Raw genomic sequence first — 24,928 nt, 5'->3', positions numbered from 1 at the left:
CGGGCCGCCCCCCTTTCTCCCGCTCCGCCGCGCCACGCACGCGGCACGTCCGTGTCCATTCGTCCAGAGGAAGACCGCCATGCCGCTGACCGACTCCGGCCCCGACGAACTCGTCGACTACCGACCCGAGCTGACCGCACCCGAGGGCTTCGACGCCTTCTGGCGGCGGACCCTCGCCGAGGCCCGGTCCCACGACGGGGCGGTCAAGGCCGAGCGGGTCACCGACCAGTATCTGCTGCGCACCGTCGAGGTCGACGACGTGCGCTTCCCCGGTTGGAACGGCGAACCGGTGGCCGCCTGGCTGCTGCGCCCGCGCGGCGCGGCCGGTCCGCTGCCCGTGGTCGTCACCTGCCTCGGCTACAGCGGCGGCCGCGGCCTGCCCACCGAGCACCTGTTCTGGTCCGCCGCCGGCTACGCCCAGCTGGTCGTGGACAGCCGCGGCCAGGGCCACGACACCCCCGACCGCCTCGTGGGCGACGGCACGCAGTGGGTCGAGGGTTTCATGACCCGCGGCATCGAGTCCCCGGACACCTACTACTACCGGCGGCTGATGACCGACTGCGTGCGGGCCGTGGACGCCGTGGCGCAGCTGCCCGGGCTCGACACCGGCCGGGTGATCGTGACCGGCGCCAGCCAGGGCGGCGGCCTCGCCCTGGCCGTCGCCGGACTGGCCGGGGACCAGGTGGCGGCGGTGCTGCCCGACGTCCCGTTCCTGTGCCACTTCCGCCACGCGGTGGAGATCGCCGGGGAGGGCCCCTACCCCGAGATCGTCAAGTACCTGCGCTGGCACAGCCGCCACCGCGTGTCCGAGACCTTCGCCACCCTCGACCACTTCGACGGCGTCCACTTCGCCCAGCGGGCCACCGCCCCGGCCCTGTTCAGCGTCGGCCTGATGGACCCGGTCTGCCCGCCCTCCACCGTCTACGCCGCCTTCCACCACTACGCCGGCGAGGACCGCACCATGACCGTCTGGCCGTTCGCCGACCACGGCGGCGGCTGCGGCTCCAATCCCCCCGCCCAACTGGCCTGGCTGCGCGAGCGCGGGCTGGCCCCGCAGTGGTGACCGCCGGCCCCCAGCACCCCGGAACCCGTCGACGAGGGGCCGGCGGATGAGCGACCCGACGGTCCCGCGGCTGCCCGCCGGCTTCCGCTCCGGCGCCGCCACCGCCGCCCACCGGACCGAAGGCGCGGCCGGGGCGCAGTTCGGCCCGGCGCCCGTCGACCACGACACCCCGACCCGCACGCCCGAGGACAGCTCCGGCTGGTACCGGGGCCTGATCACCGCGCACCGCGCGCGGACGGAGGAACCCGCCCGATGAAGTTCACCGACGGCTACTGGCTGATGAGGCCGGGCTGCACCGCACGCTACGCCGCCGAGGTCGCGGACGTGCGCGCCGACGAGCACCGGATGACCCTCTACGCACCGGTGAAGCACGTGCGGGGCCGCGGCGACACGCTCAACAGCCCGCTGCTGACCGTCGAGTGCTGGTCGCCGGCCGAGGGCGTGATCGGGGTGCGCACCACCCACCACGCCGGATCGGTGCGCCGCGGGCCGGAGTTCGCGCTGCCCGGCGCCGAGCGGGGCGCCGGGAAGGTGCACCGCGACGGCACGGTGGTGCGGCTCGGCTCCGGCGAGCTGGAGCTGCGGGTGGACACCGCCCAGCCGTGGCGGCTGGAGTTCGTCGCGGCGGGCCGGGTGCTGACCTCGGTCGGCGAGCGCGGCACCGGCTTCGTCACCGACGCCGACGGCCGCCACCACATGATCGGCCAACTCGCCCTCGGGGTGGGCGAGTCGGTCTACGGGCTGGGGGAGCGGTTCACCCCGTTCGTCCGCAACGGGCAGACGGTCGACATCTGGCAGGCCGACGGCGGCACCAGCAGCGAGCTGGCCTACAAGAACGTCCCGTTCCACCTGACCAACCGGGGCTACGGCGTCTTCGTCAACCACCCCGGCAAGGTCAGCTACGAGGTCGGCTCCGAGGCGGTCGGCCAGGTGCAGTTCAGCGTCGAGGACCAGTCGCTGGAGTACTTCGTCGTCCACGGCCCCACGCCGAAGCAGGTGCTGGAGCGTTACACCGCACTCACCGGCCGACCGGCACTGCCGCCCGCCTGGGCGCTGGGCCTGTGGCTGACCACCTCCTTCACCACCGACTACGACGAGGCGACGGTCAACCGGTTCGTCGGCGGCATGGCCGAGCGCGGCATCCCGCTGAGCGTCTTCCACTTCGACTGCTTCTGGATGCGCGAGTACCAGTGGAGCGACTTCGAGTGGGACGCCGAGACCTTCCCCGACCCGGCGGGCATGCTGGCCCGGCTCAAGGAGCAGGGGCTGAAGATCTGCGCCTGGATCAACCCCTACATCGCGCAGAAGTCCGCGCTGTTCGAGGAGGGCCGGCGCGAGGGGTACCTGGTGCGACGCCCGGACGGCAGCGTCTGGCAGTGGGACCTGTGGCAGCCCGGCATGGCCCTGGTGGACTTCACCAACCCGGCGGCCTGCGACTGGTACCGCGGCAAGCTGCGCAGACTGCTGGACCAGGGCGTGGACTGCTTCAAGACCGACTTCGGCGAGCGGATCCCCACCGACGTGGCCTGGCACGACGGCTCGGACCCGGAGCGGATGCACAACTACTACACCCACCTGTACAACCGGGCCGTCTTCGAGCTGCTGCGCGAGGAGCGCGGCGAGGGCGAGGCGCTGCTCTTCGCGCGGTCCGCCACCGCCGGCGGCCAGCAGTACCCGGTGCACTGGGGCGGGGACTGCGAGTCGCACTTCGGCGCGATGGCCGAGTCGCTGCGCGGCGGGCTCTCGCTGGGCCTGTCCGGCTTCGGGTTCTGGAGCCACGACATCGGCGGCTTCGAGGGCACCCCGACCCCGACCGTCTTCAAGCGGTGGGTCCAGTTCGGCCTGCTCTCCTCGCACAGCCGGCTGCACGGCAGCAAGTCGTACCGGGTGCCGTGGGACTACGGCGAGGAGTCCGTCGAGGTCACCCGGGAGTTCACGCTGCTCAAGCACCGGCTGGCGCCCTACCTGCAGCGCGCGGCCCAGCAGGCGCACGCCACCGGTGTTCCGGTGATGCGCGCGATGCTGCTGGAGTTCCCCGACGACCCTGCCGCGGCCACCGTCGACCGGCAGTACCTGCTCGGCGAAGACCTGCTGGTGGCGCCGGTCTTCACCGAGGACGGGACGGTCGAGTACTACGTCCCCGAGGGCACCTGGACCAATTTCCTGACGGGCCGTCAGATCACCGGTCCGCGCTGGGCGAAGGAGCAGCACGGCTTCCACACGCTGCCGCTGCTGGCCCGCCCGGACTCGGTGGTCCCGCTGGGCGCCGACGACCAGCACCCGGTCTCCGCGTGGGCGGACGGCGTCGAACTGCGCGTGCACGCCTTCGCCGACGGGGCCGAGCGCACCGTGGTGATCCCGCGCAGCGACGGCCCCGGCGAGAGCGCCCGCTTCCACCTGCGCCGCGAGGGCGACCTGATCCGGGTCAGCACCGACAGCCCGTACGCCTGGAACCTGCGCCTCGGCGGCCCGTACGGCACCCTGCACGCCGCCCCCGCCGGCACGGCGGAGGCCGAGTTCCGCTACGGGGGTTGACCTCGAACCCCGGGCCCGGGGGCCTGCGCCGCACCGCCGCGCAGGCTGCCGGCCCCGGCTTGCGGCCGGTCGGCCCCGGCCACGGCGGAGGCGCTACTTCCGGAAATTCTCCGCCGCATTGAGCGAACGGCCGTCGGCGGACGTATCAGCGGGAGAACGCGGGCAACCGCGGCCAGGCCGGTGGTGGCCCCACCGCCGGCACTCTCCACCGAACAGGATCTCGCAGTGGCACAGAACTCCAGCTCCGCAGGACTCCCGGCCCGTCGCACCGTGGTGGCGGCGGTGGGCGGCACCGGCCTGGCGGCCGCGCTGGCCGCCTGCTCCGGGAACGACACGTCGACCTCGGCACAGCCGCCCGCCCCCACGGCCCCCGCTGCCTCCACCGGAGCCGCGGCCGGCGACCCCGCCGCCACCGCGAGCCCCTCGTCCGCCACCGCAGCGGCTGCGCTGGCCAGCACCTCGGAGATCCCCGTGGGCGGCGGCAAGGTCTTCCCGCAGCAGCGGGTCGTGGTGACCCAGCCCGCCCCCGGCGAGTTCAAGGCCTTCTCGGCGATCTGCACCCACCGGGGCTGCGCGGTCCAGGACGTGTCCGACGGGACGATCAACTGCCCCTGCCACGGGAGCAAGTTCAAGATCGGCGACGGCAGCGTGGCCAACGGCCCGGCCACCCAGCCGCTGCCGGAGGCCAAGGTGACGGTGTCCGGGAGCTCGATCACGCTCGGCTGACCGCCGGGCTGCCGTGACCCGCCGCCGGTGCCGGACACGGCGGCGGGTCGGGCGGGGCGTGCGCAGGACTACGCGTCGAGCGCCGGGGGTTGCGGGTTGGCCGCCAGCCAGGTCTGCAGTTCGCGGTGGCGGAACTGGTAGGCCGGGCCGGCCAGCCGGAGCAGGCCGAGCCCGGTGGCCCAGTCCAGGAAGGGACCGAGCCGGAGCGGCAGCCGGCGGCGGGAGGCCAGCAGGAAGGCCAGGTGGAGCTGGTACAGGCCGCCGGTGAAGGTCAGGGTGATGAACACGCCCTCGGCGACGGCGAGCACCGCGATGTCGTGGGCGTCGTGGCCGAGGCCGAACGGCGCGCCGAGTCCGGTCAGCAAACCGCCGACCACACCGGCCACCAAGTCCTCGCGCAGCACGGTGCGGGGGGAGCGGGCCGGTTTGGAGGGGTTGACGTAGGACACGGCCGCCAGCGTGGACAGCGGCATCAGGACGGCCGACACCAGTGGCAGGTGGCCGGGGAGGGAGTGGTGGAACAAGGCGGCGGCGCCGACCGCCATCAGCAGCAGGAAGACCAGCGCGGGCCAGGTCCAGCCCGTCATGCTGAGCCGCAGACTGCGCGGGCGCCGGGCGACCGGTGTGCGGGAGTAGCAGAGCGCGAGCACCTCCCACACCACGATCGTGGACGCCAGGTCCGCGTCGGCCGGGTGGTCCAACGGCAGGAGCGGGGCGAGGAACCCGAAGACCGCGCCGACCAGCAGGATGGCGCACGTCTGGACCCGGCGTGCGGGCCGGGGGCGCATCCGCCAGAGCTCGTGCAGGGTCAGCACGGCGCGGGACTCGGTCCCGCCGCCGGCGGTCGCCAGGTGCCGCGCGAGCTGGTGGAGCCAGCGGTGCACGTCCGCCGGGTGGTGGCGCGCGGTGGCCGCCGGCTGCGCCGGGTCCGGCTTCAGGAGCGCGGGGACGTACCGGTTCAGCAGGTGCCGGTCGAGCTGTTCGGGGTCGCGGAACCGGGTGAGCTCGGCAGGGTCGCCGTCGGTGGCGTAGCTGCGCGCGACCAGGCAGAGCCGCCAAGGGGTGGAGAGCAACCGGGCGAGCGGCGAGCGGGGCTGCGCGGCCAGCCGCTTCAGCAGGGGCTGCCAGCGGTCCTGTTCGGCAGCCCGCTCGGTGAGGTAGGCGAGGGCGGTGGTGGGCTCGATCCGCTCGACCTCGATCCGGGCGGCGTCGAGCAGCCGGCGCGCCTCGGGGTCGTGCTGCCCCTTCGCGAGCGTGTCGTAGGCCTCCGTGCGGCAGGTGAGGATGACCGCGCCGGGCCGCAGCCCGGTGTGCAGGCCGTTGATCGCGCGCAGGGCCGCCCGGGCCCGGGGCGCGGCCGGATCGGGCTTCCCGTTCGGCAGCGGCGGATCCATCTCGTCCAGACCGTCCAGGACGGGCAGTACGCGCTGCTCGCGGACCAGGCGGCGCGCCTTCCGCTTGGGCCAGCGGTAGGTCTTGTGCAGGTAGTCGGCCAGGAAGTCGGCGAGGCCGATTCCGCTCGGCCAGTCGGCGAGGGGTATCCGCACCGGGACGGGGTCGCCCGCCCCGCGGTCCTGGAGCAGGGCGATCATCAGCTCCATCGCGAGCACCGTCTTCCCGGCGCCGCCCGCTCCGGTGATGACCAGTCGGCCCGGGTCGAGTTCGCGGTAGTACTGGGCGATGCCCGGGGCGTCCGCGGTTTCGGTCAGCTGCCGGCCGGCCGGACCGGCCTTCCTGGCCGCCCGGCCCGGCTCGGTGACGAGCGAGTAGCTCAGGTCGATGCGCTGCAGCGAGTGCCCGAGCAGACGGCGGCACTCGGTGCCTTCCAGATGGAGCACCTGCCGGGCGAGCTCGGTGGCCCAGTCCTGCGGCCCGGGGAGGTGACGGATGAACACGTTGCCGGCCTGGATCAGGTCGCCGTGGGTGATCGTGCCGCTGAAGGTGTTCTCGACCCAGGTGGTGGTCGGCGTGCCGTCCGGAGCGCTCCGGCCCCTCACCCTCACCCGGTGCACCTTCGTCGGGCGTTGCGCTTGCGGTTCCACGGTGTGCCCCCCGGCCGTCCGTCCCGTCGACTGCTCGGGACACCTTACGGCAGGTACCTGTCGACCCGGTTCGCCTGATGGCGGGTCAGCTTGGCCGCCGGGCCCGTAGGGTTGGGGCGGAACATCGACAGGGAGGGGTGCACGGTGGATCCGTTGACGGTGACCACGCTGCTCGCGGCGTTCGCGGGCGGGGCCGGCGGCGAGGCGGGCAAGCAGGCGTTGCAGGGGGCGCTGAAGGTGGTGCGACGGCCGTTCCAGCGGCCCGCGCACCTGCCGACCGCGAGCAGCGGGGAGGCGGAGCTGGTCGCTCTGGAGCAGGCGCCCGGTGATCCGGCACTGGCCCAGCAGCTCAGCATCGCGCTGGGGATGCGGGCGGCGATGGACCCGGAGTTCGCCGGTGAGCTGTCGGCCTGGGAGGAGGGGGCGAAGCAGGTGCGGGTCAACGGCGACGTGGTGATCAACAACATCAGCGGCGGTGACTTCAGCGGTGTGACGATCCAGGCCGGGAGGGTCAACAACTTCCAGATCCCGCCCGGCGGGCAGGGCTGACCCGCAGCCGGGAGGCGTGACGGTCGCTGCGGAGTCCGTCGCGCTCGGCCCCGGCCACCGGGCGGGCGCGACCGGGCGGATCGCGGATACCCTGCACCGGGCCGGGGCCCGGTGCAGGGCGCTCCGGCGGAGGTCCGGCAGGAGGGGCGCCGACCGGATCACGGTCCGGCCCTGGGCGGCGCAGGCGTTGCGGCCCTCGGCGCTGGGCCGGCGCGGACCGGTGCTCGGTGCCGCACAGCTGACGGTCTGCCGGATCCTCGCCGCCCCCACGCTGCTGCCGGCCTGATCAGCCCGCGGTCAGTCGTGCTCGACCACGAGCATCGCGTGCCCGTCCAGGACGGTCACCCGTACGTGCAGGTACTGGCCGTCGTGCTCCCAGGAGAGCTCCTCGCCCGCGGGCTCCAGCCGCACCGAGCGCGGCGCGGTGCCGAGCCGGAGCGAGAGGGGGACGTCGACCAGCGGGAACGGGTCGTGCACCAGGTCCAGGGTCTGGGTCTCGCGGGCCGGGACGAAGCTGATCAGGTGCACCACGGTGGCCGTGGCGGTGCGCACCACGGAGGTCTCCAGGTGCAGCGGCCCGCCGGCGCGCAGCAGCGGGTCCGGCAGCAGCCGGTCCAGTGCGGCGCCGAGCAGCTGACGGTAGGCCTCCAGGCCGTGCTCGTGGAACGCCTCCAGCAGCGGCACGGTGACCGCGGCCACCGAGCCGCCGACCGCGACGGCCACCTCGTCGGTCAGCTCGGCGGGCGGGGTGTAGGAGTGCCCGCAGAAGTGGTCCCAGCTGCGCGGGAAGTACGGCGCCACCACCCGGGCCAGCACCTCCGCGCCGGGGCGGGCCCGGGCGGTCAGCCGGGACCCGTAGCTGATCACGGGGAAGTCCTCCCGCACACCGGGGACGCCGGTGCAGGCGAGGAAGGACTCGCCGGCGGGCGCCGGGGCGAGGTCCCGGACCGGGAGGTCGGGCAGGCTCGGCTCACCGCCCTCGCGCAGCAGGGCGGGCCCGACCAGCAGCACCGTGCCGCCGGCCTCCCGGTAGCGCTGCAGGTGCTCGGCGAGGGCGTCGTCGACCGTGACCGCCTCCGGCACCACGACGACCCGGTACCCGGCCAGCTCCGCGGTCGGCGGGAGCACGTCGAACTGCATCCGCACCTGCTGCAGGGCCCGCACCGCGCCGATGGTGCTCGCCCCGGGGTTGTCGCCGAGCGCGAGGTCGGCGATCAGGGCGACCTCGCTGACGATCCGCCCGCCCTCGACGAACGGCTCGCACCGCGCGATGTGCTCGTACACCGACCCGATGAGCTCGTACACGGCCGCCGACGGCGTCCCGCGCGGGTGCAGCACGTCGCCCACCCCGCGGGTCAGCCCCTGGCTCAGCATCAGACTGCACTCGTAGAGCAGGGCGGCGTGCGGCTTCAGCGCGGCGTTGTCCCCCCAGCTCTCGTGGAACCGGCCGGTGTGGCTGAGCGTCGGCAGCCCCAGCGGGCGGACGAACCGGGCCACGTAGGGCAGGAACGCGTAGCCCCAGCCGCCGGTGGGCAGCCCCTCGATCTCCACGTGGCGCACGAACTGCCGCTCCTCGGAGAGGAAGGTCTTGGGGCGGCTGTTGAACCAGACGCCCTGGGCGGCGTCCGGCGGCAGGGCCTTCTCCACCATCGCGGAGTAGCGGGCCATGGCGCGCCGGGCCACCAGGGTGGCGTAGCGGTTGCGGTGGTCGGCGTCGGCCGGGTCCAGGCCCTCGCGGCGCATGCCGTCGATCGCCCACCGGCTCGCGCTCGGCTGGTCCCAGCACATGTCGACGAAGATGCCGTCGACCGGGGAGAAGCGGCGCAGCACCTCGTCCAACTGGTCGGCGAAGTAGTCCGCGTAGGGACTGGACAGGTCGAGCACGTGCCAGGCCGGGTCGAACGCCGAGGCGGACCAGCGGGCGAGCTTGAGGTCCTCGCCGACCGCGATCCACTCGGGGTGCTCCCGGGCGGCGTACTCGTCGACCTGCAGGGACAGGTAGACGGGTGCGCGGATCCCCACGGCGTGCAGGGCGTCGACCTGCTCGGCCAGCAGGTCGAGGCCGGGCGCCAGGCCGGGGTGGCGTTCGGGCCGGTCGGTGTCGTAGTAGAGGCGGCCGTGGTGGCACTTGGCGAAGACGGTCACGCTGTCGACGTGGGCGTCGCGGAAGGTCTGCGCGAACGCGGCCGGGTCGAAGTCCGCGCCGACGCCCGGGATCTGGGGGGCGGTGTGGAAGTCCAGGTGCACGGTGCGCCGGGGGAAGCGGGACGGGTGCGGTGGCTGGTGCTGCGGCATGGGTCACCTCGTGAGCGGGGTGGGTGCAGGGCAGGGTGGTGTCAGGTGCGGGGGCGGGGCGCCGGCCCGCCCGTGCCGCCGTCGACACCGACGGTGAGTTCGGTACCGGTGGCGGCACCGGAGCGGGGGCCGGCCAGGTGGGCGACGGCGGCGGCCACGTCGTCGGGCGCGGCCAGGGCGTCGGAGGTGACGCAGCCGACCCGGACGCCGTCGTCGACCAGGTCGGCGGCCAGGGCCCGGGTCATCGCCAGCACGGCACCGTGGGACGCCGAGTGCAGGACGCGGCCCGGCAGGCCCGTGGTCGCCGCCACGGAGCAGGTGTTGACGATCGCCGGGGTGGCGGAGCGGCGCAGGTACGGCAGCGCCGTCCGGGTCGCCCGGACCACGCCCAGGACGTTGACCTCCAGGACCCGGCGCCACTCGTGGTCGGGGTCGTCCTCGACCCCGCCCTGCGCGCCGATGCCGGGGCTGTTCACCAGGACGTCGATGCCGCCCAGCAACTCGGCGGCCCAGGCGAGGCCCGCACGGACGGAGTGCTCGTCCGCGACGTCGACGTAGGCCCGGACCAGCGGGTCCGGCACGTCCCGCGGGTCCAGGTCGAGGCAGGCGACACGGGCGCCGCGGGCCGACAGCAACCGGGCGGTGGCGAGCCCGATGCCCGTGGCGCCGCCGGTGACGACGACGGCGAGGCCGGCGAACCCGGGCTCGTTCACGACCGGGTCCCCTCACCGCTGACGGAGCGTTCGACCTGGGGCGAGGCGGGGCGGCCGGTGCCGGCGGCCATGGCGGCCGGGACAGTTCCGAACACGGCGCTCCTTTCGCGCGGCCTTCGATACATAGGATGGATCTAACTAGGGCTCCACGGCCGCCGTCTAGGCCACTCGGGGGAATAGTCGCTAAAAAGACGATTTGGAAGCCTATTTCGACGACGCACTCGACTGGCGCATCGCCAAGATCCGTCCGATCTCTTCTCAGACATCGGATCACCTGTTAGGTTTGCGCCGTGTCACTGACCGACCGGGCCATCGCCCGCATCCGCCAGCTGATCCGGGACGGTGAGTTGGCGCCCGGCTCCAAGCTGCCGCCCGAACAGCAGCTCGCCGCCTCGCTGGGGCTCTCCCGGAACCTGATGCGCGAGGCGGTCAAGGCACTGGTCGTCGCCCGGGTGCTGGAGATCCGGCGCGGCGACGGCACCTACGTGACCAGCCTGGAGCCGGCCGTCCTGCTGGAGGGCCTCGGCGGTGCGGTGGAACTGCTGCAGGGCGACACCGTCCTGGAGCTGATGGAGGCGCGCCGACTCTTCGAGCCGGCCGCCACCGCCCTGGCCGCGCACCGGATCACCGACGAGGAGCTGGCCGAGGTCGCGCGGCACCTGTCGGCCATGCAGGAGACCCGGGACGACGTGGAGCTGATGAACCAGCACGACGCCGCCTTCCACCGGGCGGTGGTCCGCGCCACCCACAACGAGACCCTGGCCACGCTGCTGGAGCACGTCTCGGAACGCACCCTGCGGGCCCGGATCTGGCGCGGTCTGGTCGACGACGAGGTGGCCGACCGGACCGTCGCCGAGCACCGGGCGATCCACGAGGCCCTGGCCGCCCGGGACCCGGGCCTCGCGCAGGCCGCGGCGCTGATCCACGTCCACACCACCGAGCGCTGGCTGCGCGAGCACCTGCCCGAGCGGGAGCACCGCCGTCCCGCCGGGCCACCCGACCCCGCGGACCCGCGTCCGCTGCCCGACCCCGCGGACCCGCTTCCGCCGACCGAGGAGTGATCGCGCGTGAGAATCGACGCGCACCACCATGTCTGGGACCTGGCCGGACGCCCGCAGCCCTGGCTCGACGGACCGGAGTCGACCGCCATCAGGCGCAGCTTCGGCCTGGCCGACCTGGCCCCCGCGGCCCGGGCAGCGGACATCGGGCGGACGGTGCTGGTGCAGGTGCTGCCCGATCTGGCGGAGACCCGGGAGTTCCTCGCCCTGGCTGCCGCCGACGCCCTGGTCGCGGGAGTCGTCGGCTGGGTGGACCTCACCGATGCAGGGCTCGCCGACACCCTCGCCGAGCTGGCGCGGGGCACCGGCGGCGGGTCGCTGGTCGGCGTGCGGCACCTGGTCCAGGGCGAGGCCGACCCGGCCTGGCTCTCCCGCCCCGAGGTGCGGCGCGGGCTGCGCGCGGTCGCCGACGCGGGCCTGTGCTACGACCTGCTCACCCTGCCGCACCAACTCCCCGCCGCCATCGAGACGGTGCGGGCCCTGCCGGAGCTGTCCTTCGTGCTGGACCACCTCTCCAAGCCGCCGATCGCCGCCGGCGGGCGGGAGCCCTGGGCCGGTCTGCTGCGGGAGCTGGCCGCCGAGCCCAACGTCTCCTGCAAGCTCTCCGGCCTGGTCACCGAGGCCGATCACGACCGCTGGACCGTGGCCGACCTGCGCCCGTACGCGGAGGTCGCGCTGGACGCCTTCGGCCCCGGGCGCCTCATGTTCGGCTCCGACTGGCCGGTCTGCCTGCTGGCCGCGTCCTACGAACAAGTGGTCTCCTCCGCAGAGGAGTTGACGGACCAGCTGGAACCGCACGAGCGGGCGCAGGTGTTCGGCGGCACGGCGGCCCGGGTCTACGGACTCGGCGCCGCGGGGGAGAGCCCGGCATGAGGATCCGCCTCGCCTACGGGGACACCGGGCTCGACGTCGACCTCGACCCCGCCGTGACCACCGTGGTGGAGCCGCTCCACCACCCCGGTGCCGCGGAGCAGAGCGCAGTGCTGCGGGCCGCCCTGCGCCACCCGGTCGCCGGGCCGCCGCTGCGCGACCGGGTCCGCCCGGGCCGGACCGTGGCGATCTCGGCCTGCGACGGCACCCGGCCGCAGCCGCGCCACCTGATGATCCCGGCCGTCCTCGCCGAACTGGACGGGATCGTCCGGGACGAGGACGTGGTGATCCTGGTCGCCACCGGGACGCAGGCCGACGGCGTCGTCGGCGTTGGTCCCGGTGGTGACCCGTTCCGAGCGGGGATCCGGGCCCGGCGCGAACGCGGCATCCGCCAGAAACCGGCGGGCGCCGGACGCCCGAGCGCGGCCGTCCGGACCCCCTGACGATCGGAACGACACTGTGCTGATGGAGCCCCACCAGACCCCCACCGAGCAGCTCTGGTACCGGCGCCCCGCCGACGACCTGCTGGAGGCGCTGCCGCTCGGCAACGGCCGGCTCGGCGCGCTGACCTACGGCGGCGTGCAGACCGAGCGGATCGAGGTCAACGCGGACACGCTCTGGTCCGGCGGGCCCGGCCCGCGCGACCGGGAGGGTGCCGCCGCCCACCTGCCCGCCGTGCGGGCGGCGGTGCTCGACGACCGGGACTACGCCCGCGCCGACGCGCTCGCCACGGAGCACCTCCAGGGGCCCGGCACCGAGGCCTACCAGCCCCTGGGCACCCTGCTGCTGGCCTTCCGGGGCGCCGAGGAGGAACAAGCGGGAGACTACCGGCGGGCGTTGGACCTCGACCGCGCCGTGCACACCGTCTCGTTCACCGTGGGCGGCGTCCGCCACCTCCGGGAGAGCTTCGTCTCCGCCCCGGCGGGCGTGCTGGTCGTGCGCCTGACCACCGACACCCCCGGAGCGCTCACCTTCCGGGCGGGCTTCACGACACCCCATCAGGGCGCGTGCACGACGGCGGCCGACGCGGACGGCCTGGCGATCCACGGTCGCGCGCCGGTGCGGCTCCCGGACGAGCCGGACGAGTCCGCCGTCTACCAGGCCGACGAAGGCACCGGTTTCGCGGCCGCGCTGCGGGTGCGCACCGTGAACGGCCGGGTCGCCGCGGCAGCGGAGGCGATCGAGATCACCGCCGCCGACGAGGCGGTCCTGCTGATCGCCGTCGGCACCGGGTTCCGGGGCCGGCAGGACCGGCCCGAGGGGCCCGGGGCCGCGCTCGCCGAGGCGCGGTGGTGGCTGGACCGGGCCGAGGGCAAGGGCTTCGACGAGCTGCTCGCCGACCACCTGACCGACCACCAGCGCCTCTTCGGGGCGGCCGGCCTGCGCCTGCACGGCCCGGAGAAGGCGGGAGAGGTCCCGACCGACGAGCGCCTCGCCGCCGCGAACGCCGGCGGCCAGGACCCCGCGCTCGCTGCCCTGCTCTTCGCCTACGGCCGCTACCTGCTGGTCGCCTCCTCACGGCCCGGCACCCAGCCCGCGAACCTCCAGGGCATCTGGAACAACGAGGTGACCCCGCCCTGGAACGCCAACTGGACCTCCAACATCAACCTCCAGATGAACTACTGGCCCGCCGAGACCACGGGCCTGGCCGAGTGCCACGAACCGCTCTTCGACCTGGTCACCGACCTCGCCGAGGCCGGGCGGGCCACGGCCCGGGCCTACTACGACGCCCCGGGCTGGTGCTGCCACCACAACGTCGACCTCTGGCGCGCCACCCACCCGGCCCGCTGGGACCCGGTCTGGGCCAACTGGCCGATGGCCGGCCCCTGGCTGGCCGCCCACCTGTGGGAGCACCACCTCTTCCACGGCGACCGGTCCTTCCTCGCCGAGCGCGCCTACCCGGTGATGCGCGAGGCCGCCCGCTTCCTCACCCACCTGCTGGTCGAGGACGCCGACGGCACGCTGGTGACCTGCCCGTCCACCTCGCCCGAGCACCACTTCCGGCTCGCCGACGGCTCGACGGCCGCCGTCTCGGCCGGCTGCACCATGGACTACTGGCTCGCCGCCGAGCTGCTCGACACCACCGTCACCGCGGCCCGCGAGCTGGACACCGACCACGAGCTCGCGGCGGAACTGACCGGCGTCCGGGACCGGCTGCGGCGCCCGGCCCTCGGCGCCGACGGCCGCCTGCTGGAGTGGTGGGAGGACCTGCCGGAGGAGGACGCCGGCCACCGCCACCTCTCCCACCTCTACGGGCTCTACCCGGGCAGCGCCGTCGACCCGCTCACCGACAGCGCCCTGCTGCTCCCGGCCCGCCGGGCGCTGGACCGGCGCCTGGAGCACGGGGGCGGCGGCACCGGCTGGAGCCTGGCCTGGGTCGCCGCGCTGGCCGCCCGCCTGGGCGACGGCGCCCTGGCCGGTCACGCCGTCGAGCGCCTGCTCGCCACCTCCGTCGCGCCCAACCTGTTCGACCTGCACCCGCCCCGGCTCTTCCAGATCGACGGCAACTTCGGGATCACCGGCGCGATCGCCGAGATGCTGCTGCAGAGCCACAACGGCGTGCTGCGGCTGCTGCCCGCCCTGCCGCCGTCCTGGCCGGACGGCGACGTGCGGGGCCTGCGGGCCCGGGGCGGGGCCTCAGTGGACCTCAGCTGGCGTCAGGGGCGACCGGTGGCGGCAGAGTTGCACGCCACACGCCGCTCGACGGTCGACCTGCTGCTGCCCGCGGGCGCGGTCAGCCCCACGGTCACCGACCCGGCGGGCCGCCCCGTCGCACCCACCGGAGCACCCGGCGAGCCGCGGCGCCTCCGGCTCGACCTGCCCGCCGGCGGCGGTTGCCGGCTCTCCTTCTCCGGGTAGCCCCGAGCGGGTGGTCGGGCCTGACCAGCTGTCGCTCGGTCGATCTGCGCGGGCGTGCGTGCGAGGTCGTCACCTCGGCCGGGTGGTCCTCCGGTCGGCCGGGTAGGAGCGGTGGGCCTGCTGCACGGGCCGGGTGTCGAATCCAACCCGAGCAGCAGGAGGCCCCGGCACCGCGGTCTTCCGCGTCCGCACCGGTGACACGGAACCGGCCACGTCGGCTGCGCTCTGCCTCGAGGCTTGCACGGCGAGTCGCCTCGTGGCGTTCTCCGGCGCACCGGACAATGCGGGATCAGGGCGACATACTCGGCAGCAGGCAGACAAGGGCGGCCATGAGCAGCGCGATCGGACGAAGCGGCCATGCCGTTCACCGGGGGAGGGCGACGAGTTGGCTGTCGAAGGTGTTCGAGCTCAACCACGCGGGCGTGAACTGGCGGCGAGCGGTGGTGTTCCTGGATGTCGGGCTGGTGCCACTGATCGTCTTCTGGGCAATCGGACATGAGGAGTACCTGCTCAGTGCCCTGTTCGGCTTGCTCTTCACCTCGCTGGCCGACCCGGGCGGCGGGTTCGGGCACCGCACGGCGCACAGCGCCGTCTTCGCACTGATCGGCGCGGGGATCACTGCGCTGGCGTTCGGGATCGGCGGAGAGGCCTGGGGATGGCTCGCGCTCACGGCCTTCGCGGTCACGCTGGTGGCCGGCCTGACCCTCACCTTCGGGGTGCACAGGTTCGTCAATGCGATGCTGCTCAACGTCTGGTTCATCGTCGCCGTCGGGCTCGCGTTCAACCTCCACCACGCCGCCCGCCTCACCACCCACACCTGGGCCCAAGTGCTCGCCTGGGCGGGCGGGGCAGCGCTGTGGATCCTGATGACGTTCGTCGAATGGCTGGTCCGCGGGCGCCCGGACCTGCCCCAGCCGTTCGTCGAGATCCCCGGAGACACCTCGCGCAAGAAGCTGACCCCACCGGTCATCGTGTTCGTTGTGCTCCGCGCCCTGGTCATCGGCGGCACCGTCGCCCTCGCGTTCGGACTGGACCTGTCGTACGGCTACTGGATCCCGATCGCGGCAATCATCGCGATGAAGCCGAACCTGGAGCAGAGCACCCTCGTCTCCACCCAGCGCCTCGCGGGTGCATTCATCGGAGCCGTCGCGGCCGCGCTGCTGCTCCTGCTGCCTGCCAGTGAGACCGGCTTCCGACTGTTCGCGATGACGCGCGGACTGGAAGTCGTCGCGCTCGTCCTCTTCGTGCATGCCGTCGGAATCCGCTTCCTGAACTACGCCCTCTACTCCGCCGCCATCGCCGCCGGTGCGCTCGTCCTGGCCGACCTCCCGCAGCCCTCCCACTACGCCGCCGAGGGCTACCGAGTGCTGTGGACGGTGTGCGGCGCCGGCATCAGCCTGCTCGTCATGCTGCTGGCGGGCCTTCTCGCCAAACGCACCGCCGAGCGGACGCCACGATCGGCCTGATGTCCCCTGCGGCGTCCGGACCTGGATACTGGTCGTCAGCTGCGCAGGGGACGGACGGAGTGCCAGGTCGGCGCTGTCGGTGAGCTGGTGCCCGTGCGGCGGGCACTGGTGCACCGGTCGAGCTGTGGGGCTGCAACGGCCGGTCCCACCAGTTGTGGAGCCTCTCCTGAGGGTGCCTGGGCCTCGGCTGAACCCCGTCGGCGGCGCACCGGCGGCCGCTACGGGGCCGGGAAGAAGCGGGCGACGAACGCGTTGCGGAACGTGCCCGCCGGATCGGACTCGGCCAGCAGAGCGCGGAAGTCGTCCCAGCGCGGGTACCGCGCCCGGACCGTCTCGGGGGCCGTGGTGAAGACCTTGCCCCAGTGCGGCCGGGCGCCGAAGGCGGACAGCGCCTGCTCCACCGCCCCGACCGCGTCCGCCACGGCCACCGGGTCGGGGTGCCAGGTGAAGTGGAAGGCGACGCTGTCGCGTCCGTACGCGGGGCTGAGCCACAGCGCGTCGGCCGCCACCGTGCGGATCTCGCTGATCTGCAGGGCCGGTGCGATCCGCTCCCGGACCGCGTCGAGCGCATCGAAGGCGGCCACGGCGTCGGCACGGGCGACGAAGTACTCCGACTGCAACTCGTCGCCGCTGCTCGGCGTGAAGTCCAGCCGGAAGTGCGGGAGCCGGTCGTGCCAGCGGCCCGGGACGCCGAGCTGCCGCGTGCACGGTTCGGGCGGGCACCCCGGCACCGGGTGGCGCGGGCCGTCGGAGAGCACCGCGCCGTGCCAGTCCGCGGGCGCGTCGGGCCCGCCGCGCTGCTTCAGCCAGACCTGGTCGATCCGGTCGGTCCGCCAGGTGGTGAAGAGACTGACGCTGTACGCCGCCGCCATGACCTCGTCGAACCGATCGCGCAGCACGGCCGTCGGCAGCCCCTCGTAGACCCACTGCCGGACCTCGAAGGCCGGCACCACGTCCAGGGTCAGCCGGGTCACCACGCCGAGGGCGCCCAGCGCCACCACCGAACCGGGGAACTGCGGCGCGCCCCGGTCGACGGTGACCAGGGCGCCGTCCGCCGTGACCAGCTCGACGGCCCGCACCGCCGTGGCCAGCGAGCCGTTGCCGACCCCCGAGCCGTGCGTCCCGGTGGCGCACGCGCCCGCCACCGAGATGTGCGGCAGCGACCCGAGGTTGTGCAGTGCGAACCCCGCCCGGTCCAGTACCTGGGCGAGCTCGCCGTACCGCGTCCCGGCGCTCACCGTGACCGCACCGGCCCGGGCGTCCAGCTCGACGGCCCGGGGCAGACTTGCGACGGACACCAGGTCGCCGGTGGTGTCGGCGATGTCGTTGAACGAGTGCCCGCTGCCCAGCACGCGCAGCGACCGGCTGCCCGCGACGATCCGCTGCAACTCGGCTGTGGAGCGGGGTTCGTGGCACCGCTCGGCACGGAACACGATGGTGCCGGCCCAGTTGGTCGCGGCCACGGCCATGGGGGTGACTCCTCGGTGTCGGGTGACGCGGCGGTGCGGGTCAGCAGGGCGTCAGCGCACCGCGCGGCCGTCGTGCCGGCCTTGCGGCGTCACCCGGTGGCCGCCGGCGTCGACCCGGAGGCTCCCGAGGCGATGCTGCCGTACCCTCCCTGCAGGGTACGCCCGCTGATCACCGGCGAGGTCGCTGGCCGGAGAAACCGCCCGAGCGCGGCGCGCCCAGCATCCCGTTGTCATCGGCGACGGCGTACGCCGAGTCCTCGCGCCCGGTGCGCACCGGGGCCGCCAGGGTGACGACCGGCCTGGGGGGCACCCGGTGCGCGGCACCCATCACAACGCGACGAGCTGCCAGTCCTGGTTGGCACCGCCGGTGGTGGGCCACTGGACGACCTTGGCGGCGTCGGCCGTGGAGGCGTTCGCCACGTCGGCGCACCAGCCGGTGCGGACGTTGACGAGCCGGTAGTAGCCGCTGGTGGGCGACGGGACCAGCTGCCACGACTGGTTGTCGCTCGCGGTGTCGGTCCACTGGTCCAGGCCGGCGCCCTGGGCGGACCCGCCGGGACTGTCCAGCACCTTGCCGCTGCGGCCGTTGACCAGCCGGTAGGAGGAGCCGTCGGCGTTCGGTACCAGCGTCCACTGCTGGTTCGCGCCGCCGTTCCACGGCCACTGGATGACCGCGGCGCCGTCGGCGGTCGAGGAGTCGCTGACGTCCAGCACCTTGCCGCTGTTCCGGTTGACCAGTCGGTAGGTGTTCGAACTCCCGGGGATCGGCCGGTCGTAGGCCTCCAGGCTGCGGAGGGAGGCCCAGACGCCGGACGGCAGTCCGGTAACGGTGACGCGCAGGTACCGCGCCTGCGCCCGGAACGTGACCGTCTGCACCTGGTCGGTGCGGGTGGTGGCGGTGTTGTCGACCAGCGTGGTCCAGCTGCTGCTGTCGGTGGAACCGTCGATCCGGTACTGGTAGTTGACCTTGTCCAGCTCCCAGGCGAGCCGGACGCCGGTCAGGGAGCGGGTCGAGCCGAGGTCGACCTGGAGCCAGTGGCCCGTGCTGCCGTCGTTCGCGCACCAGCGGCTGGCCGTGGACCCGTCCACCGCGTTCGCCGCGGTGTTGCCCTTGGACGACTCCTCGCTGTCCGCGGTCGCCGTCCGCCCCGCGGCGACGTCGGCCGGCTGGACGGACCGGTCCAGGACGACGCCCACGACGCTGTCCTGGGGGTGGGTGGTGCGGTCGATGCCGGTGACGGTGACCCGGCCGTCGGTGCCGGTGCTGAACGCCAGCGCGGCGCCGGAGCGCACGTCGAAGGCCCGGGTGACCTGGGCGTCCCCGATCGGCGGGGTGGTGAAGGAGGTGCCGCTGTAGCCGGGCAGCAGGTGGACGTAGAAGGTGTCGTCCCGGTAGGTGAAGCCGTACTGGCCGTCGACCGGGTTCCACGGACCGCCCCGCGTCCCGTAGACCGACGACCCGCAGGCCGCCATGAAGGCGCCGATCTGCCGCAGCAGGGCGGCCTGGGCGTCGGAGACGGTGCCGTGCCGGTCCGGGCCGACGTTGACCATCGCGGTCATGTTCCGCACCCAGCAGTTGACCAGGATGTCCATCGCGGTGCCGTAGCCCATCACGGTGGCACCGGAGTTGTAGCCCCAGGTGCCGTCGACGGTGAAGACCTTCTCGACGAGTTGGCCGCTGCGGACCGCCCCGCTCGGTACCGAGCCGCCCTCGTCGCTGGCGTAGTCACCCACCCAGCCGGCGCGCGAGGTGGCGACGACGTCGGGCTGGTGCTTGCGGACCATGCCCATCAGGCCCAGCGGCCTGCCACTGGCGTCGGTCTCGCCGTAGGTCGCGTCCACCGGCCACTGGTTGGCGGTGTCCCGGTACTGGCCGGGCTCCCAGAAGAAGGCGGCATCGGCGTCCGTGCCCTGCTCCGCCAGCCAGCCGCCGTCCCACCACAGGTCGTCGATCGCCCCGTACTGGGTGACGAGTTCCTTGACGGCTTGGTACACCTCGGTCTTCATGATCCGCGCGTTCTCCCTGTGCGCCGGATCGGTGGTGTAGTGCCAGGGGTTGGGGGCACAGCCGGTGCCGTGGGCGTCGTAGTAGCCGGGGTAGCGCCAGTCGATCGGCGAGTAGTAGAGGCCGACCTTCAGCCCGGCTGCCCGAACCGCCGCGACGTAGTCCTTCACGAAGTCCCTGCCGAGCGGCGCCTGGCCGGAGTTCCAGCTGTTGGGGTGGTTGAGCGGCCACAGGGCGAAGCCGTCGTGGTGACGCGTCGTCAGCGTGACGTACCGCGCGCCGAAGTCCTTGGCCAACTGGGCCCAGGCCGCCGGGTCGTAGGCGTCCGCGGTGAACTGCTCGGCGGTGGCGTCGGTCACGTACTTCCGGTAGTCGTCCGGGGTGATCGGGGCGTCGTGCATCCACCACTCGCCCTTGGCCGGGCCCGCGTACACGCCCCAGTGGACGAACATGCCCAACTTGGCGTCCTGCAGCCACTGGAGCTTGGCGTCCGGCTGCTGGTCGACGCCGAGGTCGGACCTCGGGATCCGCAACGCGGGAAGCGGTAAGGGCAGGGGGGCGGTTGCCGCTGCGGAGGCGCGCGCCGCCAGGGGGACGGGGCCGAGTGCGGTGGCCACCGTCATGGCTGCGAGGCCGGTGAGCACCGACCGGCGTGAGGGGGAGTCCGACATCGTGGTCTCTCCTGTTCGATCGTGGGAAGCCTGCCCGGAGTCGTTCCTCCTGGGTGGGCGGCGGCACGGCTCGGTCGGGAGGGGTGGAGGCCAGGAGCGTCCCTGGTTCCTCGGCCCCGTACCGCCGAGAGACATCGGATGGATTAACGGATGTCCGCAGGGTCTCTGTCTAGGCTTCTGACGCATTTTCTTGCAAAGTGCCACGTGGATGTTGGAAGCCCGCTGCTGAGCCTGGGGGCTGACATGGGATGAATCGAAGGAATGTCAGGGGTGCGACGTCCGGTCGAGTCGAGCTGGAGTGGTGGTGCTCCGGAGCCCGGGCCAAGCTCTTGACAGCAAATGTTGTGAGCGTTAACAATTTGGTGAGCGCTCACACGGCAGCGGGCTCCCACCAAGACGGTGAACCGCAGCCGCGCACGGGCGATCCCCGCCGCTCCGCCGGCCGGGGCAGGACCAGCCCCCGTTCGGTCCGCCCCACCCGGCGGTCCCGTTCCGCGCTTTGAGGGTGAGTCAGCGGAACGGAGAGTGCCTGCCGCCGACGTTCGCGGGGACCTGGGTCCGTCGGCGGCAGGCGACATTCGTCGACACCGGTCAGCGGGCCGGGTGCAGGGCGGCGGTCTCGTCCGTGCGGTAGTCCAGGCGGCTGGTCACGTCGACGACACCGTCCACGCTCCGGCACAGCCGTTCCACCACCGACACCAGGGAACGGTGCTCGACCCTGCCGGTCAGGGTGACCCGGCCCTCGTCGACCCGGACGTCGACGCAGCCCGGAGCGATTCCCAGGGTGCGGTCCAGGATCTCGTGGGTGATCTCCTCGTTGATGGCCCGGTCCTGGCGGAGGAACACGCGCAGCAGGTCGCTTCGGCTGACGATGCCGACCAGACGTCCGGCCTCGTCGACGACGGGCAGGCGCTTGAGGTGATCGCGCTGCATCACGCGAGCGGCCTCGACCACGGTCCACTCGGGCCGCGCGCACACCGCCGGGCTGGTCATGAGGCCCTCGGCGGTGGCGGCGTGACTGCGCGTGTGCTCGCGGGGTGACAGCCGCGGGGCGAGCAGCAGCCCGGCGGGGTCCTCCTGGGCGGCCTCGTTGAGCAGTAGGTCGGCCTCGGAGACCAGGCCGATCGGCCGGTCCTCGCGGTCCAGGACGGGCACGGAGGTGATGTCGTGCTCGGCGAGCAGCCGGGCGATCTCCTTGAAGCCGGTGTCGGGCCGGACGGGCACGACGGACCGGGTCATCAGCTCTCCCACGATGCGGTGTCGCACGGTCGGGTCACTCCTTCTCTGGTGCCGGCGGCCCCGGGGCCGCGCGGTCGGGTGTGCTGGGTGTGGTGGTGCGTCCGGCCGAGGTCCGGGACGGGCGGCGTCCCGGGCGGTGTCCCGGGCGGTGGTCAGCCCGTCGAGTGGCGGACCACGACGACGGGGCACGGCGCGTGCTGCACGCAGTGGCCGCTGACGGAACCCAGCAGCGCGCCGACGAAGCCGCCGTGGCCCCGGCTGCCGACGACCAGGAGATCGGCGCTCCGGGCGGCCTCCAGCAGGCAGGCCACGGTGTCGCCCTGCACCACCCGGGGGTGGATCTCGACCGGACGGTCCGGGTCGGTCGCTCGTGCGACGACGTCGTCGAGGACCTTGAGGGCCATGCCGGCGAGGTCCTCGTCGGCCGCGATCGGCACGCTCCATCCGGTGGACACCGGGTACTGCCAGGCGGTGATCGCCTCGATCGAGGCGCCGCTGGAGCGGGCCTGGTCGACGGCCCAGCGCAGCGCGTCGATCGAGGACGGCGATCCGTCCACGCCGACGACGATCCGCCGCTGGGGTTCATCCTGCTCAGTCATGGTCCTTCTCCTTGTCGGCCGTGGTGGTCTCCACCATCGGCCTGCCGGCACCTGAGGGCGAAGGGTCGAGGGGGCAGCAGGGCCGGGACCTTCAGCCCCGGTGCGGCACGACTGTCGTCCCGGGGACCCGCGCGATCACCGGCCGGGCCGAGTACGCCCGGGATCCGCGACCAGCACGCCCGGGATCTGCGCCGGGCCCCGGAGGCCATGTGGCCGGGACCGTTGTTCCCCGGTCCGCGACCAATGGCCCAAGGCCCGGGCGGTCGGCTGTGGGCAAGCTGGCATCCACACCCCGATCGAGCAACCCGGTCGGACCGGCCGGTCGGACACGAACACCCCTGTTCGCACCGCAGAGTTGAGGAGCCCTCCGATGGCAAAGGCCTACCTGGTCGGCAGCGGCATAGCAGCCCTGTCCGCCGCGGCGTTCCTGATCCGCGACGGCGGCTTCGCCGGCAGCGACATCCACGTCTTCGAGGAGCAGGAGGAGGTCGGTGGCAGCCTGGATGCGGGCGGGAACCCGGTCGCGGGCTACACGATGCGCGGCGGGCGGATGTTCGAGGCCGAGTTCCGCTGCACCTACGACCTGCTGTCGGGCATCCCGTCGCTGGACGACCCGTCGATCTCCGCCACCCAGGACGTCTACGACTCCCACCAGGAGTCCCCGTGGGACGACGCCACCCGGCTGGTGGGCAGGGGAGGAGCGATCCGCGACGGCCACGCCATGGGCTTCTCCGAGCGCCACCGCCTCCAGCTGGTCAAGTGCCTGGCGACACCGGAGCGGATGCTGGACGGCAAGCGGATCACCGATTGCTTCCGCGAGGACTTCTTCACCACCGACTTCTGGTACATGTGGTGCACCACCTTCGCCTTCGAGCCCTGGCACAGCGCGATCGAGTTCCGCCGCTACCTGCTCCGCTTCGTGCACCTGTTCCCCGAGTTCGAGACCATGTCCGGGATCTACCGCACCCGGTACAACCAGTACGACTCGATCGTCCGCCCGCTGACCGCCTGGCTGCTGGAGCAGGGGGTGCGGATCCACACCGGCCGCCGGGTGGCCGACCTGTCCTTCCGGGCGGAGCCGGGCACGAGCGTCGAGCGCATCCACTTCGCGGGCGCCCACGCCGACCTGCCCATCGCCCCGGACGACCTGGTGTTCGTCACCAACGGTTCGATGACCGCCGACTCCACCCTCGGCTCGCACACCGCCCCGCCGGAAGGCCCGCACACCTCGCGCAGCCCCTCCTCCTTCCTGCTCTGGCGCCGCATCGCCCGTGGCCGCAAGGACTTCGGCCGCCCGGAGGTGTTCGACCGCAGTGTCGCCGACTCCACTTGGGAGTCCTTCACCGTCACCGCCAAGGACCCGGCCTTCCTGGACTGGATGGAGACGTTCACCGGCCGGGCCACCGGCCGCGGCGGCCTGCTCACCCTCACCGATTCCCCCTGGCTGCTCACCGTCGTGGTCAACCGCCAGCCCGTCTACCAGCAGCAGCCCGAGGACGTGTCCGTCTGGTGGGGCTACGGCCTCTTCCCCGACAAGCCCGGCAGCCACGTCCACAAGCCCATGCGGGAGTGCAGCGGGGAAGAGATCCTGCAGGAGGTCCTGCACCACCTGGCCGTGGACCCCGCCACCGCAGCGCGCGTCGCCGACGCGTCCACCGTCATCCCCTGCCTGATGCCCTACATCACCAGCCAGTTCCTGGTCCGTAGCCACGGCGACCGCCCGCAGGTCGTCCCGAACGGCTCCACCAACCTCGCCTTCATCGGCCAGTTCGCCGAGGTGCCGGACGACGTCGTCTTCACCGTCGAGTACTCCGTGCGCACCGCCTGGACCGCAGTGGCGCAGCTCCTCGGCCTCGACAAGCAGCCCCCGGCCGTCCACAAGGGCCACCACGACCCGCACGTCCTGGTGCAGGCCCTGCACACCATGCACCGCACGTGACGGTGGGAGGGCCGGGCTCCGGGCCCGGCCCCCGTGCCGTCACCCGCGACCGCGCGCGCCCACCGCGGTGCGCCCCCGCACCTCACCAACTCGCCCTTCCCGCAACAGAACCAGCAGAGGAGCCCGTCATGGCCGTCCACCACACCCACACCCCCGGGATGCCCCGCCGCCTCGCGGCCAGGATCCACCGCCGCACCGCACAGCCGGTCGACCGAGCAGCCGCCGGCACGGCCACCGCCACCACCACCACGGCCGTCGCCTTGGCCGCCGCCCGGGTCAGCCTCGGCTTCGTGTTCCTGTGGGCCTTCCTCGACAAGGCGTTCGGCCTCGGCTACGCCACCACGAGCGCCGCCGCCTGGGTCAACGGCGGCTCGCCCACCAAGGGCTTCCTCAGCCATGTCTCGGCCGGCCCGCTGCAGTCCGCCTTCCACCAGTGGGCCGGGCAGGTCTGGGCCGACTGGCTGTTCATGCTCGGCCTGCTCGGCATCGGCCTCGCGCTCATCGGCGGGATCGGCCTGCGGATCGCCGCGGCGAGCGGGACCCTGCTGCTGGCCATGATGTGGGCCGCGGAGTGGCCGCCGGCCCGCCACCTGGCGAACGGCGCCGCCAGCGGCTCCAGCAATCCCGTTGCCGACTACCACCTTCTGTACGCCCTGTTGCTGATCGTGCTGGCCGTCACCACCGCCGGCGACAGCTGGGGGCTGGGCCGCCGCTGGGCCGCCCTCCCGGTCGTGCGGGACCACCCCTGGCTGCGCTGACCCCGCACCCGCACCCGCACCAGCACCCGCACCGCAGCGCAGTGGCCGGCCGCGAGACAGTCGCGGCCGGCC

General features: G+C 73.5%; 20 protein-coding genes. 13 read left to right on the top strand and 7 right to left on the bottom strand.

From position 1 onward, the window contains the following. The first annotated feature begins 79 nt into the window (after positions 1 to 79). From ACFW1A_RS06140 to ACFW1A_RS06125, 4 genes are all read left to right on the top strand, one after another. Positions 80 to 1,063, top strand: a complete 984-nt coding sequence (locus ACFW1A_RS06140; protein WP_380404943.1) for an acetylxylan esterase — start codon at positions 80 to 82, stop codon at positions 1,061 to 1,063. A 46-nt stretch (positions 1,064 to 1,109) separates the two neighbouring features. Next, on the top strand, positions 1,110 to 1,319 hold the full coding sequence (locus ACFW1A_RS06135) for a hypothetical protein (RefSeq protein WP_380404940.1): 210 nt from the start codon (positions 1,110 to 1,112) through the stop codon (positions 1,317 to 1,319). Next, on the top strand, positions 1,316 to 3,598 hold the full coding sequence (yicI, locus tag ACFW1A_RS06130; protein ID WP_380404937.1) for an alpha-xylosidase: 2,283 nt from the start codon (positions 1,316 to 1,318) through the stop codon (positions 3,596 to 3,598). Before ACFW1A_RS06135 ends, yicI begins: the two co-directional genes overlap by 4 nt. Before the next feature lie 225 nt (positions 3,599 to 3,823). Continuing rightward, entirely contained in the window at positions 3,824 to 4,324 is a 501-nt protein-coding gene (locus ACFW1A_RS06125; protein ID WP_380404934.1) for a Rieske (2Fe-2S) protein, read from the top strand. A gap of 68 nt (positions 4,325 to 4,392) precedes the next feature. Here the strand turns inward: ACFW1A_RS06125 and ACFW1A_RS06120 are convergent, their stop codons facing one another. Beyond that, entirely contained in the window at positions 4,393 to 6,327 is a 1,935-nt protein-coding gene (locus tag ACFW1A_RS06120) for an NACHT domain-containing protein (protein ID WP_380404932.1), read from the bottom strand. 183 nt (positions 6,328 to 6,510) lie between these two features. Here ACFW1A_RS06120 and ACFW1A_RS06115 point away from each other — a divergent pair, with 183 nt between their 5' ends. Next, a complete protein-coding gene (locus tag ACFW1A_RS06115; protein WP_380404929.1) occupies positions 6,511 to 6,915 on the top strand; it encodes a hypothetical protein in 405 nt (134 codons plus the stop codon). 16 nt (positions 6,916 to 6,931) lie between these two features. Beyond that, complete coding sequence (locus tag ACFW1A_RS06110; protein ID WP_380404927.1) at positions 6,932 to 7,201, top strand: hypothetical protein; 270 nt, start codon at positions 6,932 to 6,934, stop codon at positions 7,199 to 7,201. Positions 7,202 to 7,212: 11 nt separating this feature from the next. On the opposite strand, the gene ACFW1A_RS06105 is transcribed toward ACFW1A_RS06110, so the two are convergent. After that, positions 7,213 to 9,210, bottom strand: coding sequence for an alpha-L-fucosidase (locus ACFW1A_RS06105; RefSeq protein ID WP_380404924.1), 1,998 nt, complete (start codon positions 9,208 to 9,210; stop codon positions 7,213 to 7,215). A gap of 41 nt (positions 9,211 to 9,251) precedes the next feature. Then, a complete protein-coding gene (locus tag ACFW1A_RS06100) occupies positions 9,252 to 9,923 on the bottom strand; it encodes an SDR family NAD(P)-dependent oxidoreductase (RefSeq protein WP_380404922.1) in 672 nt (223 codons plus the stop codon). 290 nt (positions 9,924 to 10,213) lie between these two features. Between ACFW1A_RS06100 and ACFW1A_RS06095 the strand changes: the two genes are divergently transcribed. The 5 genes from ACFW1A_RS06095 (at position 10,214) to ACFW1A_RS06075 (ending at position 16,176) form a co-directional block, all read left to right on the top strand. Beyond that, on the top strand, positions 10,214 to 10,984 hold the full coding sequence (locus ACFW1A_RS06095; protein WP_380404919.1) for a FadR/GntR family transcriptional regulator: 771 nt from the start codon (positions 10,214 to 10,216) through the stop codon (positions 10,982 to 10,984). Between the two features lie 6 nt (positions 10,985 to 10,990). After that, complete coding sequence (locus ACFW1A_RS06090) at positions 10,991 to 11,854, top strand: amidohydrolase family protein (protein ID WP_380404917.1); 864 nt, start codon at positions 10,991 to 10,993, stop codon at positions 11,852 to 11,854. Continuing rightward, the gene (locus tag ACFW1A_RS06085) at positions 11,851 to 12,294 is read left to right on the top strand and encodes a lactate racemase domain-containing protein (RefSeq protein ID WP_380404914.1); all 444 of its coding nucleotides are present in this window, start codon (positions 11,851 to 11,853) and stop codon (positions 12,292 to 12,294) included. The genes ACFW1A_RS06090 and ACFW1A_RS06085 overlap by 4 nt, the downstream gene beginning before the upstream one ends. A 22-nt stretch (positions 12,295 to 12,316) precedes the next feature. After that, on the top strand, positions 12,317 to 14,710 hold the full coding sequence (locus ACFW1A_RS06080; protein WP_380404911.1) for a glycoside hydrolase N-terminal domain-containing protein: 2,394 nt from the start codon (positions 12,317 to 12,319) through the stop codon (positions 14,708 to 14,710). A 329-nt stretch (positions 14,711 to 15,039) separates the two neighbouring features. After that, positions 15,040 to 16,176: an FUSC family protein gene (locus tag ACFW1A_RS06075; protein ID WP_380404908.1), complete on the top strand. Its 1,137-nt coding sequence runs from the start codon at positions 15,040 to 15,042 to the stop codon at positions 16,174 to 16,176. 218 nt (positions 16,177 to 16,394) lie between these two features. Here the strand turns inward: ACFW1A_RS06075 and ACFW1A_RS06070 are convergent, their stop codons facing one another. The 4 genes from ACFW1A_RS06070 to ACFW1A_RS06055 all read right to left on the bottom strand — a co-directional run bounded on the left by ACFW1A_RS06070 (position 16,395) and on the right by ACFW1A_RS06055 (position 22,159). Continuing rightward, a complete protein-coding gene (locus tag ACFW1A_RS06070; RefSeq protein ID WP_380404905.1) occupies positions 16,395 to 17,645 on the bottom strand; it encodes an FAD-binding protein in 1,251 nt (416 codons plus the stop codon). Positions 17,646 to 17,972: 327 nt separating this feature from the next. Further along, on the bottom strand, positions 17,973 to 20,321 hold the full coding sequence (locus tag ACFW1A_RS06065) for an alpha-L-fucosidase (RefSeq protein ID WP_380404902.1): 2,349 nt from the start codon (positions 20,319 to 20,321) through the stop codon (positions 17,973 to 17,975). A gap of 591 nt (positions 20,322 to 20,912) precedes the next feature. Further along, the gene (locus ACFW1A_RS06060) at positions 20,913 to 21,587 is read right to left on the bottom strand and encodes a CBS domain-containing protein (RefSeq protein WP_380404900.1); all 675 of its coding nucleotides are present in this window, start codon (positions 21,585 to 21,587) and stop codon (positions 20,913 to 20,915) included. Positions 21,588 to 21,712: 125 nt separating this feature from the next. After that, positions 21,713 to 22,159, bottom strand: coding sequence for a universal stress protein (locus ACFW1A_RS06055; protein WP_380404897.1), 447 nt, complete (start codon positions 22,157 to 22,159; stop codon positions 21,713 to 21,715). Positions 22,160 to 22,529: 370 nt separating this feature from the next. Here ACFW1A_RS06055 and ACFW1A_RS06050 point away from each other — a divergent pair, with 370 nt between their 5' ends. Together ACFW1A_RS06050 and ACFW1A_RS06045 are read left to right on the top strand one after the other, a co-directional pair. Continuing rightward, a complete protein-coding gene (locus tag ACFW1A_RS06050) occupies positions 22,530 to 24,098 on the top strand; it encodes an oleate hydratase (protein ID WP_380404894.1) in 1,569 nt (522 codons plus the stop codon). A 128-nt stretch (positions 24,099 to 24,226) separates the two neighbouring features. Then, positions 24,227 to 24,856 carry a hypothetical protein gene (locus ACFW1A_RS06045; RefSeq protein WP_380404891.1) on the top strand — a complete coding sequence of 210 codons (630 nt, stop codon included), beginning with the start codon at positions 24,227 to 24,229 and terminating at the stop codon, positions 24,854 to 24,856. The last annotated feature ends 72 nt before the right edge of the window (positions 24,857 to 24,928 follow it).

It is taken from the genome of Kitasatospora sp. NPDC058965 (assembly GCF_042741245.1).
Lineage (GTDB): Bacteria > Actinomycetota > Actinomycetes > Streptomycetales > Streptomycetaceae > Kitasatospora.
This window is presented reverse-complemented; position numbering and strand designations above follow the sequence as displayed.

What these genes read in the sequence shown, in the direction of transcription:
- ACFW1A_RS06085 (WP_380404914.1), top strand. Translation starts at nt 11,851, where the DNA reads ATGAGGATCCGCCTCGCCTACGGGGACACCGGGCTCGACGTCGACCTC.
- ACFW1A_RS06055 (WP_380404897.1), bottom strand. Translation starts at nt 22,159, where the DNA reads ATGACTGAGCAGGATGAACCCCAGCGGCGGATCGTCGTCGGCGTGGAC.
- ACFW1A_RS06065 (WP_380404902.1), bottom strand. Translation starts at nt 20,321, where the DNA reads ATGTCGGACTCCCCCTCACGCCGGTCGGTGCTCACCGGCCTCGCAGCC.
- ACFW1A_RS06135 (WP_380404940.1), top strand. Translation starts at nt 1,110, where the DNA reads ATGAGCGACCCGACGGTCCCGCGGCTGCCCGCCGGCTTCCGCTCCGGC.
- ACFW1A_RS06075 (WP_380404908.1), top strand. Translation starts at nt 15,040, where the DNA reads ATGAGCAGCGCGATCGGACGAAGCGGCCATGCCGTTCACCGGGGGAGG.
- ACFW1A_RS06105 (WP_380404924.1), bottom strand. Translation starts at nt 9,210, where the DNA reads ATGCCGCAGCACCAGCCACCGCACCCGTCCCGCTTCCCCCGGCGCACC.
- yicI (WP_380404937.1), top strand. Translation starts at nt 1,316, where the DNA reads ATGAAGTTCACCGACGGCTACTGGCTGATGAGGCCGGGCTGCACCGCA.
- ACFW1A_RS06070 (WP_380404905.1), bottom strand. Translation starts at nt 17,645, where the DNA reads ATGGCCGTGGCCGCGACCAACTGGGCCGGCACCATCGTGTTCCGTGCC.
- ACFW1A_RS06140 (WP_380404943.1), top strand. Translation starts at nt 80, where the DNA reads ATGCCGCTGACCGACTCCGGCCCCGACGAACTCGTCGACTACCGACCC.
- ACFW1A_RS06045 (WP_380404891.1), top strand. Translation starts at nt 24,227, where the DNA reads ATGGCCGTCCACCACACCCACACCCCCGGGATGCCCCGCCGCCTCGCG.
- ACFW1A_RS06050 (WP_380404894.1), top strand. Translation starts at nt 22,530, where the DNA reads ATGGCAAAGGCCTACCTGGTCGGCAGCGGCATAGCAGCCCTGTCCGCC.
- ACFW1A_RS06080 (WP_380404911.1), top strand. Translation starts at nt 12,317, where the DNA reads ATGGAGCCCCACCAGACCCCCACCGAGCAGCTCTGGTACCGGCGCCCC.